Annotated in this window: 13 protein-coding genes; 3 read left to right on the top strand and 10 right to left on the bottom strand. The window is 68.2% G+C overall.

Annotation, left to right across the window (positions count from 1 at the left end; all coding sequences use genetic code 11):
• Window positions 1-8 precede the first annotated feature (8 nt).
• The 7 genes from N536_RS0107040 to N536_RS0107070 form a co-directional block, all read right to left on the bottom strand.
• Window positions 9-347, bottom strand: coding sequence for an L-rhamnose mutarotase (locus N536_RS0107040; protein ID WP_029112971.1), 339 nt, complete (start codon window positions 345-347; stop codon window positions 9-11).
• 174 nt (window positions 348-521) lie between these two features.
• Window positions 522-962: an SRPBCC family protein gene (locus N536_RS0107045; protein WP_029112972.1), complete on the bottom strand. Its 441-nt coding sequence runs from the start codon at window positions 960-962 to the stop codon at window positions 522-524.
• Window positions 963-1,196, bottom strand: a complete 234-nt coding sequence (locus N536_RS0107050) for an antitoxin (RefSeq protein WP_029112973.1) — start codon at window positions 1,194-1,196, stop codon at window positions 963-965.
• Between the two features lie 36 nt (window positions 1,197-1,232).
• Window positions 1,233-3,620 (bottom strand): cation-translocating P-type ATPase, encoded by a 2,388-nt coding sequence (locus N536_RS0107055; RefSeq protein ID WP_029112974.1) that lies wholly within the window; start codon window positions 3,618-3,620, stop codon window positions 1,233-1,235.
• Complete coding sequence (locus tag N536_RS0107060) at window positions 3,617-5,206, bottom strand: serine hydrolase (protein WP_029112975.1); 1,590 nt, start codon at window positions 5,204-5,206, stop codon at window positions 3,617-3,619. Before N536_RS0107060 ends, N536_RS0107055 begins: the two co-directional genes overlap by 4 nt.
• Window positions 5,207-5,264: 58 nt before the next feature.
• Complete coding sequence (locus N536_RS0107065) at window positions 5,265-6,374, bottom strand: MBL fold metallo-hydrolase (protein ID WP_029112976.1); 1,110 nt, start codon at window positions 6,372-6,374, stop codon at window positions 5,265-5,267.
• Complete coding sequence (locus tag N536_RS0107070) at window positions 6,374-7,105, bottom strand: enoyl-CoA hydratase (RefSeq protein WP_029112977.1); 732 nt, start codon at window positions 7,103-7,105, stop codon at window positions 6,374-6,376. Before N536_RS0107070 ends, N536_RS0107065 begins: the two co-directional genes overlap by 1 nt.
• Window positions 7,106-7,142: 37 nt before the next feature.
• Here N536_RS0107070 and N536_RS0107075 point away from each other — a divergent pair, with 37 nt between their 5' ends.
• Both N536_RS0107075 and N536_RS0107080 read left to right on the top strand, forming a co-directional pair.
• Window positions 7,143-8,621, top strand: coding sequence for a carboxyl transferase domain-containing protein (locus N536_RS0107075; RefSeq protein WP_029112978.1), 1,479 nt, complete (start codon window positions 7,143-7,145; stop codon window positions 8,619-8,621).
• A gap of 26 nt (window positions 8,622-8,647) precedes the next feature.
• Window positions 8,648-9,340, top strand: a complete 693-nt coding sequence (locus N536_RS0107080) for a hypothetical protein (protein ID WP_029112979.1) — start codon at window positions 8,648-8,650, stop codon at window positions 9,338-9,340.
• Here N536_RS0107080 and N536_RS0107085 read toward each other — a convergent pair.
• Window positions 9,337-9,897, bottom strand: coding sequence for a TetR/AcrR family transcriptional regulator (locus N536_RS0107085; protein ID WP_029112980.1), 561 nt, complete (start codon window positions 9,895-9,897; stop codon window positions 9,337-9,339). The genes N536_RS0107080 and N536_RS0107085 overlap by 4 nt on opposite strands.
• A 125-nt stretch (window positions 9,898-10,022) precedes the next feature.
• Here N536_RS0107085 and N536_RS37630 point away from each other — a divergent pair, with 125 nt between their 5' ends.
• Complete coding sequence (locus N536_RS37630; protein ID WP_051574302.1) at window positions 10,023-10,664, top strand: NADPH-dependent F420 reductase; 642 nt, start codon at window positions 10,023-10,025, stop codon at window positions 10,662-10,664.
• Window positions 10,665-10,694: 30 nt separating this feature from the next.
• Here the strand turns inward: N536_RS37630 and N536_RS0107095 are convergent, their stop codons facing one another.
• Together N536_RS0107095 and N536_RS0107100 are read right to left on the bottom strand one after the other, a co-directional pair.
• Window positions 10,695-11,384, bottom strand: coding sequence for a PIG-L deacetylase family protein (locus N536_RS0107095; RefSeq protein WP_029112981.1), 690 nt, complete (start codon window positions 11,382-11,384; stop codon window positions 10,695-10,697).
• Entirely contained in the window at window positions 11,381-11,935 is a 555-nt protein-coding gene (locus tag N536_RS0107100; RefSeq protein ID WP_029112982.1) for a TetR family transcriptional regulator, read from the bottom strand. The genes N536_RS0107095 and N536_RS0107100 overlap by 4 nt, the downstream gene beginning before the upstream one ends.
• Between the last annotated feature and the right edge of the window lie 15 nt (window positions 11,936-11,950).

Genomic DNA, 11,950 nt, shown 5'->3' on the forward strand with positions numbered 1-11,950 from the left:
CTCGGTTCTCAGGGTAGGTGGAAGTACTCGGTGAGTCGGTGCATGGCCTGATCGGGGGTGCGGCCACGAGGCGCTTCGAAGTAGTCGGCCATCGTGGCCTGCCACTTCGCATTGATCTCGGTGGCCGCCATCCGGGCGTTCGCCGCGGCGAAGTCGTCGGTTTCGAGGTAGCCGACCACCAGGCCGTCCTGGGGTTCGACGAACAACGAGTAGTTCGCCCAACCGGCGTCGCGCAGTGCGTCGAGCATCTCCGGCCACACCGTCTCGTGTGCCTGCAGGTAGTCCTGCGCGCGGTCCGGCTTGAGCCGCAGCAGGAAGCAGACCCGCTCTGCGCTGATGGACGGCATGTGCCCGCCTTCGTGTTTTGAAACGTTTCAATTCGTGACAGCGCTCACATTAAACAGAAGGCGTGGGGCGGGTCAAGTGGCGGCGTGCCCGCACCTTCCCCGCGAGCAGACATAAATGTCCGCCAAAACCGCCGTTTAGGGGGACATCTATGTCTGCTCGCGCGGAGAAGGGCGCTACGCGAAGACGGCCTTGAACTTCTCCAGCGACTGGCGGATGTCACCCTTCAGCGCGCCCGCGACGACCATGCCGATCGGGCCGAACAGCGCCGGACCACCCAGATGCACGTCGAACGTCACCGTGGAGCCCGTCGGGTCGGCGTCAGCCGGCTTGATCTTGCCGATCAACTTGACCTTCACGCCGCCCTTGCCGTCGCCGTTAAGCGTCATCGCATGCGGGGGCTTCCAGTTCACGATGGTCCATCTGATCAGGTTGGGCATGCCCTTGACCTCGACGATCGAGACCAGCTGGGTGCCCTTCTCCAGCGTTTCGGGCAGCTTGCTGCGCCACACCCGGTGGATGCTCAGCCACTCGCCGTAGCGCGACAGATCGGACGCGGCGGCCCATGCTTTCTCCGGCGACAGGGGAACGTCGACGGAAACCGACAGCTTCGCCATTTACGAGACGGGCGGGCCCGCGGGCGGAGCGGGCGGGGTCGGAGGCGGCGTCTGCGGGGTGCCGGCCGCATGGTCCCTTGCGGCCTTCTTCGCCGCGTCCTGCACCTTGTCGACGTGCTGGGCGTACTTGCCCTGCGTCTTCTTGTCGACGAGATCGCCGGCCTTGTCGATCGCGGTGTCCACCTTGTCGGCGTTCTTCGACACCAAGTTCTTCACTTTGTCGAGAAATCCCATGAGCCCACCCTAACCAAGGACGAATCGTGCGATTCGTCAGTCCGAGGGCTCCCGCCACAAGCGGCGGCGTTCGCCCAGCATCGCGCCCTGCACCCACCAGGTCACCTCGATCAGCGCCGCGGCGACGATCCCCAAACCGAGCGCCATCGCCGTCAGCGCGGCGTTGCTCGGGTCGAGCATGAACTGCTCGCGCGCCAGCGGGATCGAGAAGATCACCACGTAGGCCAGCGCGGAGATGGCGACCAGTGCGATCCGCCACCACTCGTAAGGACGGGCCACCACGGCGAGCACCCACAGGGCGCTCACCAGCAGCGTGATCAGGGCGGCCGTCGACGCCTGGGTTTGTTCCGTCGTGGTGGCCGCCCGGCCTTCGTACGCCAGCAGATACGAGCCGAACGTCGCGGCGCCGACCACCAAACCGGACGGCAGTGCCGACGTCATCACCCGCCGCACGAAACCCGAATGCGCCCGCTCCCTGTTGGGCGCGAGCGACAACACGAACGCCGGGATGCCGATGGTGAACCACGCCGCGATCGTCACGTGAATGGGCTGGAACGGGAACAACAACGGGTCGGTGCCGAAGAACTTCGACGACAGCCCGGCCAGACCCACCAGCACGGCGAGCAGCACCGAGTACACCGTCTTGGTGAGAAAGAGGTTCGAGACCCGCTCGATGTTGCCGATCACGCGCCGCCCCTCACCGACGACGTACGGCAGGGTGGCGAACTTGTTGTCCAACAACACGATCTGCGCCACCGCACGCGACGCGGAGCTGCCCGACCCCATCGCCACCCCGATGTCGGCGTCCTTCAGCGCCAGCACGTCGTTGACGCCGTCGCCCGTCATGGCCACGGTATGGCCGCGGGACTGCAGGGCGTGCACCATGGCCCGCTTCTGATCGGGCCGCACCCGGCCGAAGGTGGTGTACTCCTCGAGCGCGTCGGCCAATTCTTCAGCGCCGGTCGGCAACTGGCGCGCGTCCATCGCCTCGCCGTGCAGCCCAAGGGTTCCCGCGACCGCGCCGACCGACACAGCGTTGTCGCCGGAGATCACCTTGACGGTGACTTTCTGGGAGGCGAAGTAGTCCAACGTATCCCGAGCGTCGGGACGCACCCGTTGTTCGAGCACCACCAGCGCTACCGGCGTGACGACGCCCGGCGCGTCGGGTGCGTCGACGGGCCGGTCCGATGAGCCCAGCAGCAGCACCCGCAGCCCCAGTGCGCCGATCTGCTCTGCCTGCTCGGCCTCCGGTGAGGTCGGATCGAGCAGCACGTCGGGAGCGCCGATCACCCAGTTGCCGTGCTCACCGTAGGAGGCGCCGCTCCACTTGGTCGACGACTTGAACGGCGCCGTCGCGGTGGCCGTCCAACCCGGCGGAGAGCAATAGGCCTCGGCGATCGCCTGCATGCTGGCGTTCGGGCGGCTGTCGTCGGCGGCGAGCGAGGCAAGCACGTCGGCGCAGTCATCCGCGGTCAGGGCCTTCAAATCGCTGACCCGCATGCCGTTCTCGGTCAGAGTGCCGGTCTTGTCGGCGCAGACGACGTCGACCCGCGCCAGGCCCTCGATCGCGGGCAGTTCCTGCACCAGGCACTGCCGTCGCCCGAGCCGAATCACCCCGACGGCGAACGCAATCGACGTCATCAGGACCAAGCCCTCAGGCACCATCGGAACCAGCGCGCCGACCATGGCGAGCACCGACCGACGCCATCCCGCGTCCGTGGTGAACAGCTGCGTGTAGATGGTGAGCAGCCCCGCGGGGACAAGCAGGTAGGTGATGAACTGGAGGATCTTGTTGATGCCGCTGCGCAATTCGGAGCGCACCAGGGTGAACTTGCTGGCCTCCTCGGCGAGTTTCGTGGCATAGGCCTCGCGGCCCACCTTGGTGGCGCGGTAGGCCCCGCTGCCGGCGACCACGAAGCTGCCCGACATCACCTTGTCGCCGGCGTCCTTCGCGATGGGGTCGGCCTCGCCGGTGAGCAGCGACTCGTCGACCTCGAGGTTGGTTTCCTCGAGGAGGTCGCCGTCGACCACGATCTGGTCACCGGGGCCCAGCTCGATGACGTCGTCGAGCACCACCTCGTCAGGTGGTCGCTCGCCGGTGCCGGACTGCCTGCGCACGACGGGTCGGGCCTGGCCGACGATCGCGAGCTTGTCCAAGGTCTGCTTGGCGCGCAGCTCCTGGATGATGCCGATCGCACTGTTGGCGATGATCAGCAGCCCGAACAGTCCGTTGATCAAGGAGCCGGTGGTCAGCACGATGATCAGCAGAACGCCGAGGATCGCGTTGATCCGCGTGAAGACGTTGGCGCGCACGATCTCCGAGGCACTGCGGGCTGCACGCGCGGGCACGTCGTTGGTCTTGCCCTCGGCGACGCGCTGGGCGACCTCGGCGTCCGACAAACCTGCGGCGAGGGTGGTGGTCATCGCGAGAATGTCCCCGTGCCGTGCTCGTCGTAGTACTCGAGGATCAGCTTGTCGCCGTCGAAGGTGGCCTTGGAAATCGTTCCAGGCGGCGCATTCTCGGTGACGAACGAGAAGGTGAACACGTTCCCGTCCCAATGCTCAAGCGGAACAACCAATTTCGGGCCGATCGCCAACTCGAGGGCGCCGTCCTTCTCGGTCACGCGCGCGGGTCCCCAGTAGTCGTTCTGGTAGGTGCCGACGTAGCCGGCGAGCGGCCCGGGCGGGGCCGGTTTCGCCGGGGGCTGCTGTCCCACCAGCGAGCCCTCGGGTTTCTCCATCGGCACCATCAGGCCTTGGTACAGCTTGAACCAGTCCTCGCGAATCTCGCCGAACTGCACCAGATCGGCGAACTGTGCCGTCAGCGCCTCTGGCACTCCGGCGGGTGTCGCGTTGGTCAGCGCAACGATCGCGACGTCGGCCGACGGCAGGATGACGACGTTCGTGCCCGCCCCGAGTTCGAAGGCGCCGGAATGGCTGAACTCCATCCGGGCCGCCGACGTCGGACCGACGTTGAAGCCGAACCCGTAGAAGCCCGAACGCATCGCGGGCTCACTCGGCGGACTGGACACGATCTGCGGGGTGAGCGCGGGAAGCAGCGCCTTGGCGTCGACGATCTGCCTGCCGTCGTAGCTGCCGTCGCCGAGCACCATGTTCATCCAGTGGGTGAGGTCGTTGACCGAACTGCTGACACCACCCGCGGGCGCCTCCGGCTGCGGGTCGCGGACGTAGCGCGGATCGTAGCGGCCGTCGACGTGGATGTGGCCGACCGCACGGTTGGGGCGGGACACGAACTCGTCGAACCGCGAACTCGTCGACGCCATGCCCAGCGGACGGTACAGCACGTCCTGACTGAGGTCCTCCCACGACTTGCCCGCACCGACGGCCACCGCCTCTGCGCCGGCGGTCAGGCCGAAGTTCGTGTAGGCGTAGGAGATTCGGAACGGGTCCAGCGGCAGTTGGCGCAGCCGCTCCAGGATGTAGCGGCGGTCGTACCCCATGTCCTCGAGCATGTCGCCGGAGTGGTCCGGCAGGCCCGACCGGTGCGAGTACATGTCACCGACCGTGACCATCCGGGTGACGGCCGGATCGGCCAACGCGAACCACGGCAGCTTCTCGACGATCGGGGTGTCCCAGCTGATCGCGTTCACCCCCACCTGATGGGCGACCACCGTCGCGCCCAACGGCTTCGACAACGATGCCAGTTGGAACACCGTGTCGGGATCCACCCGATTGTCGGCGCCGTCCCCGTTGCGGACGTCCTTGACCCCGAACCCCTTCGCGTACACGGTCTTTCCGCCGTGCACCACGGCGACGGCCATGCCGGGGATGCCCGACTTGGTCATCAGGTCCTGCGCCAGGCCGTCCAGCTTCGCGACGGCGTTCTCGACGGCGTTGTCCGGCAACGGCATCGCGGGCACCAGCGGCGGTGGCACGTCGGACAGCGTCTGCGTGGTCGAGGGCTTCGGCGGCTCCGGCGGGGCGGAGCCGCAGCCAGCCGCCAGAACCACGAGTAACGCGATGGCGACGGCCTTGGCCTGTGCGGTCATGGGTGCACGGTAACGGCCGAATGCGCTGCGCATCGGGCAACGCGACGACGAGACGGGCCTAGAGCCGCCACCACGGTTCGAGCGTCGACCCGGGCCCCACCTCGACGCGCTGGCCCGGCTTCGGGACCGCGACCGTGACACCCTCGGCGTCGGCGGCCGCAAGCGTCCGCTCAACGGGCTCCGACCACGGATGCGGCGCAAGTCGGAACGTCGCCCAGTGGATCGGCAGCAACACGCCTCTGTCGGAGACGTCGCGGTGGGCGCGCACCGCATCCTCGGGATTCATGTGAATGTCCGGCCAGCCGGGGTGATAGGCGCCGACGGGCATCAGCGTCAGGTCGAACGGCCCGTGGTCGGCGCCGATGTCCGCGAAGCTCTTGGTGTAGCCGGTGTCGCCGCCGAAGAACGCCCGGTGTCGGGGGCCGATCAGCGCCCACGACGACCACAGCGTCACGTTGCGGGTCAGGAATCGACCGGAGAAGTGCCGCGCCGGGGTGCAGACCAGGGTGAGTTCGCCGAGCTCGGCGCTCTCGTTCCAGTCCAGTTCGACGATCCGGTCGTCCGGGATGTGCCACGACCGCAGGTGCGCGCCGATGCCGAGGGGAACGAAGAACTTGGCGCGCTGCGTGCGGGCCAACTGCTTGATCGTGTCGATGTCGAGGTGGTCGTAGTGGTCGTGGCTGATGATGACGGCGTCGATGGCGGGCAGCGCGTCCAGCGGTGCGGGTGCGGGGTGCAGCCGCTGCGGGCCCACCGCGCGGGAGGGCGAACACCGGTCGCTCCACACCGGATCGGCGAGCACGCGATAGCCGTCGATCTCGATCACTGCCGACGAATGGCCGTACCACGTGACCGCGAGGTTGGCGGCAGGCAGATCGACGGCCGGGGTGACCAACGGGATAGGCGCCGACGGGTGCTGGCTGGAGCCGCCGCCGATGACGTCGCGCACCAACAACCACTGCTCGCGGCGGGTGAGGCTCGCCGTCGACGCGGGTTCCAGATTCTTGAAGGCGCCGTCGTGGCGGTTCGGCGAGCCCTTCACGACTGCCTCGATCTCGACCGGTGAGGCGCCCAGTGCAGCGGGGGCGCCCTGCACGGCACGGAGCACCCAGCCGCCACCGACGAGCGCTGCCGTTCCGCCCGCCAGCCGGACCGCCTCCCGCAGCATCAGGCGCCCTTGAAGTTGGGTTGCCGCTTCTCCATGCGCGCCACCTGCGCCTCGATGACGTCCTGACTGCCCCACGCCTTGTCGAAACCCTCCTTGTGGGCGGGCCACTGTTCCTCGTACGCGCCGTCGTCGTTGAGCACGCGCTTGCTGTGCCGCACCGACAACGGCGCAAAGCCCGCGATCTCGGCAGCCCATGCCTGGGCGTCCTCCAGGGTGCCGATGCGGTTGGCCATCCCGGTCTGCAGCGCCGCCTCGGCCGTGAGCTTCTCCGCCGCGATCAGCATTCCGCGCGCCCGCCCGTAGCCGACGAGCGACGACAATCTGCGGATGCTCCAGTTGTCGAGGGCCAGGCCATATTTCGCGATCGGGAACTGAAAGAACGCCTCGGGCGCGACGACCCGCAGATCGGAGATCATGGCCAGCTGCACACCGGCTCCGATGGCGGGACCGTTGATGGCGGCGATCACCGGGATGGGGACGGCGTCGATGGCCTTGTTCAGCGCGATCGCCTTGTCGGGGAAATTGGCGGCGAAGACGTCACCCGACAGGTCCGCGCCCGCACAGAACACCGTGCCCTGACCGGTCAGGACGATGGCGCGGACGTCGTCGGTGTCGACGTTTTCGATCGCTTCCCGCAAACTGTCGGCTAGTTCGCTGTTGAGCGCGTTGCGGCGCTCGGGGCGTTGTAGCTCCAAGGTCACGACGTGGCCGTCGCGGCTGACTCCGATCATGGGTCAACCCTATCGAGCCGTCCGATAGCCTCTTCCCGTGAGCCGGATCGGCGCCGTAGCGCTGCGCGATGCCGTACTGGACGAGGGCTCGTTCCGCAGCTGGGACACCACCCCGTTGGACGTCGGCCCGGACGACGCGTACCTGGCCGAGCTGGCCGAGGCCGCGGCGGCAACCGGTTTCGACGAATCGGTGCTGACCGGCGAAGGCCGCGTGTTCGGCCGACGCGTCGCCGTCGTGGCGTGTGAATTCGACTTCCTCGCCGGATCGATCGGCGTGGCCGCCGCGGAGCGGATCACGGCGGCCATCGAGCGCGCGACGGCCGAGGGACTGCCGCTGGTGGCGTCGCCGAGCTCGGGCGGCACCCGCATGCAGGAGGGCACCGTCGCGTTCCTGCAGATGGTCAAGATCGCGGCCGCCGTGGAACTGCACAAGCGGGCGCATCTGCCGTACCTCGTCTACCTGCGGCATCCGACCACCGGCGGGGTGTTCGCCTCCTGGGGCTCGCTGGGCCACGTCACCGCCGCCGAGCCCGGCGCCCTCATCGGGTTCCTCGGCCCGAGGGTGTACCAGCACCTGTACGGCGAACCGTTCCCGTCGGGGGTGCAAACAGCGGAGAACCTGCTCCGGCACGGCGTGATCGACGGCGTCGTGCCGCTGGAACTGCTGCGCGACACCCTGGACCGCGCGCTGAAGGTGGTGTCCGACGAACCGGGCGCTCCGCCGCAGGCGCCGGATGCCGAGCCCGTCCCCGACGTGCCCGCATGGGAATCCGTCGAGGCGTCCCGCCGGCCGGATCGCCCGGGTGTGGGGTATCTACTCCGGCACGGGACCAGCGACCGGGTGCTGCTGTCGGGGACCGGTCTTGGCGAGGCGGCCACGACGCTGTTGGCGCTGGCGCGGTTCGGCGGGCAGCCCGCCGTGGTCGTGGGTCAGCAACGCGTGGTCGGCGGAACCGTCGGGCCCGCGGCACTGCGGGAAGCGCGACGCGGCATGGCGTTGGCGGCCGGGCTGCGGCTGCCGTTGGTGCTCGTCATCGACACCGCAGGTCCCGCCCTGTCCGCCGAGGCCGAGCAGGGCGGTCTGGCCGCCGAGATCGCCCGCTGCCTGGCCGAGCTGGTCACGCTCGACACGCCGACGGTGTCGGTGCTGCTGGGCCAGGGCAGCGGCGGCCCGGCGCTCGCGATGGTGCCCGCCGACCGAGTGCTGGCCGCGCTGCACGGCTGGTTGGCTCCCCTGCCACCGGAAGGGGCGAGCGCCATCGTCTACCGCGACACCGATCACGCCCCGCAACTGGCTGCGGCGCAAGGCATTCGGTCGGTGGACCTGATGCGGCACGGGATCGTCGACGCGATCGTGCCCGAACACCCCGACGCCGCGGATACCCCGCTGGAGTTCACCGCACGGCTGTCGGCGACGATCGCCGACGAACTGCACAAGCTGCGTGCGCTACCCGCCGACACCCGGATGGCCGATCGGCTTCGCCGCTACCGCAACATCGGCCTGCCGGGGCGCTAGTTCGAAGCGGTGGCATTCTGGAAGCTGTGGAGGCGCTGCTGCATTTCGCAGGAAACTTCTGGTGGCTGATCTTTCCGCTGGGCGGGGTGATCGGTGGTGGCGTCAGGGCGGTCGCGGCGGCCAACGAGCGGCGCGCCGAACGCCGGCTGGAGCGGTACCGGATCAAGCAGCAGACGAAGATCGCGCTGGCCGAGGCGTCCGGCCGCGGCAAGATCGACGAAGCCGCGTCCCGACGGGAACTGACCAAGCTGCTCGCGCAGCACGACCGCATCGACGCGCGCTGGCTGGACTACGAGATGGACGTCGCCAAGCTGCTCGACTTCCCGATGATGACGGACATGCGCCAGCCGCTCACGGTGGCGTTCCACAAGGCCCGCAGCCACGCCGACCTGCTGCGTCCGGCGACCGTCGACGACGCGATCGGTGACCGCGGCACCCAACTCGACTACCGCGACGCCGTCCACGAGTACGCGGCCGCGTTCGACGTCGCCGAGGCCGAGGCGATCCGGCGGCGGCGCAGTGACTTCTCGGCCGAGGGACAGCAGCGACTGGAACGTGCGCAGCGTCTGCTGCGGGTGGCCGCCGACGAGTCAGCGACGCCCGACGAACGCCGCAGCGCGTACGCCAAGGCCCGTCACGAGCTCGATGGCCTGGTGGTGCTGCCCGCCGTCACGCGCGCCGGCATCGAGCGCAGGATCGCCGGGGAGATCGAGGCTTAGGCGGGCCCGGCCTCTGGCCACGCGCGCAACGCGATGTCGGCCACTGCCCGTAGTCGCTCTCGCGGCACACCGTCGCGTGCACGGGCCGCCAATCCGTTGAGCAGTACGACGAGGAACTCGGCAAGGTCGTCGGGGTCGTCGTCGCCGGGAAGGTCGCCGGTGCTCTCGGCGTGCCTCAGCCGGTCGGCGATCACTGCGCGGCCCTCGTCGCGTCGAGCACCCAGCAGCGGGTCGGCGTTGATCAGGCAACCGGGCGGATGCTCGTCGCTGGTGTAGTCCTGCACCGCCGCATCGAGCATCTTTTCGACGACCTCTCGCGCCGTCGCGGCGGTGATCGATTGTGCGACAGGAGCACTCGGACGTTCGGCGTAGCTGGCGACCACTTCGTCGAACAGACTCTGCTTGCCGCCGAAGGCGCCGTACAGGCTGGGCGAGGAGATGCCCATGGCCGACGTCAGCTCGCTGATCGACGTGCGGTCGAACCCGCCGCGCTCCCAGAACACGGCCATCGCCTGCTCGAGCGCCGTCGCGCGGTCGAACTCTCTTGGGCGGGCCATCGCCGCAGTCTACGTGTTTTGTGCAGACCGTTATGAAACCTGTTAACCTCCGATCCCGCGGGGTTTCATAACGGACAACACAAAACCCCCACTGCAGGCCACAGTCGCGGAGAGGACCCACCTTCATGAAGTACGCCATCATCGGTTCCGGCAACATCGGCTCGGCCGTGGCCCGTCAGTTCGCCCGCATCGAGCTGCCGGTCGGCGTGGCCTCCGGCAGCGGTGTCGGCGCCGTGGCGCGACTCGTCAGCGAGTTGGGTCCCACCATCACGCCCGTCGAGGTGGCGGACGCTCTACGGGCCGACGTCGTGATCCTCGCGGTGCCGTTCGAAGCCGTCCGCGGGCTCGTCGAGCAGGTGCCGGACTGGAACCGGCGCATCATCGTCGACGCCACCAATGCCATTGACTACACCGACTTCTCGCCTGCCGACCTCGGCGGTCGTCCGTCGTCCGACTTGGTCGGTGAGTGGGCGGTCAACGCCCGGGTGGTGAAGGCGTTCGGCTCGACGTGGGCGAAGGTGCTCGCTCGGGAGCCCGGCGCCGATGGCGGAGGTCGACGCGTTCACTTTCTGTCCGGCAACCATTCCGACGCCAACGCCGAAGTGAGCGAGTTGATCGACGCCATGGGCTTCCATCCGATTGACTTGGGCCGCAACGACGCCGGCGGCCTGCTGCAACAGTTCGGCGGTCCCCTCACGACGCTCAGCCTTATCTCGCAACCGATCGGCGGCGATTCGCCCCGTGAGATGGACCTCGTCACTCCCTGACGGGCAGCAGCGGAGCCGCGATGATGTTCATCATCCGTATGGGGTTCTGCTCCGCTTCAAGATGAACTCCACCGTGCGCCGGCCGCCGAACTCGGGCCGCGGCTTCGTTGCCGCGTCGATCTGCTGGCGAGCCTGCTCCTCGACCGGAGTGTCGGGATCGAGCACCGAGAGATAGTGGAAATGGGCCGCCAACGACTCGACTGCCACGTCGATGAACCCGTCCACAACCTCGCCGTGGGTGATCTCGGGACCACTCTCGAAAAGCCATTGCGGCGGATCGGTGACTGAGTCATAGGCGGCGGCAACGGCATTGGCGAACTCGATGTGGTCGCGCTGGTTCGGTGCGCCCGGTTCCCATTCCGGCCCGCTGTAGAGGGTGATCACCGCATCGGGCGCCACCTCGGTGATGGTTTCTGCGATCTTGGCGCGCAGCTCTGCAGTGTTGCGGATGTTGGTGTCGGGGAAGTCCCAGAAATCCACGTCGTCCACCCCGACGATCGCCGCGGCTCGTCGCTGCTCGGCTTCGCGCAACGGACCGGCTTCCTCCGGTGGCATGCCTTCGATGCCGGCTTCGCCGCGGCACGCGAAGACATAACGGACCGTCTTGCCCGCGAAGGTCCACTTGGCCACAGCCGCAGAACATCCGTACTCGGGATCGTCCGGGTGCGGCACCATCACCAGCGCCGAACGCCAGTCCGTGGGAAACGGTTGGGGAGTCACGGCGTGCGCTCCGGTTCGTCGAGGTAGCGCTGCAGCGTCGGTCCGAGCCAGCCTACCAGCTCGGGTTGGGTCATCTCGACGACCGGCGGTAGTCGCAGCACGAAGCGGCAGAACGCCATGCCGAGCATCTGGGTGGCGATCAGGCCGGTCCGACGTGGCGCGTCGTCGGATATCAGCTTCGCGACCACGGGCAGGAGCTGCACCGCGAACATCTCCTTCATCCGTTGTGCGGCTTCGGCATTCGTGGTGGCCGAGCGCAGCAGCACGATCAACGCATCGTCGCCCTCCCATCGGGCCAAGAAGTGCTTCACCATCGCCGCACCCAGCTCCGACCTCTCGACGTCGGAGAGATCCGGAAACCGCAGGTCGAATTCCGCCGCCGCCGCGAACAGCTGGTCCTTGTTGCCGAAGTAGCGCATCACCATCGACGGGTCGATGTTCGCGTCGGCCGCGATGGCCCGGATGGTGGCTGCCTCGTATCCCGACTCGGCGAATCTCTCACGTGCCGCGGCAAGGATCGCCGCCTTGGTCTGGTCGGCCTTCGTACCCATGTCAACGAGTGTAGG

Source organism: Mycobacterium sp. URHB0044 (assembly GCF_000620625.1).
Lineage (GTDB): Bacteria > Actinomycetota > Actinomycetes > Mycobacteriales > Mycobacteriaceae > Mycobacterium.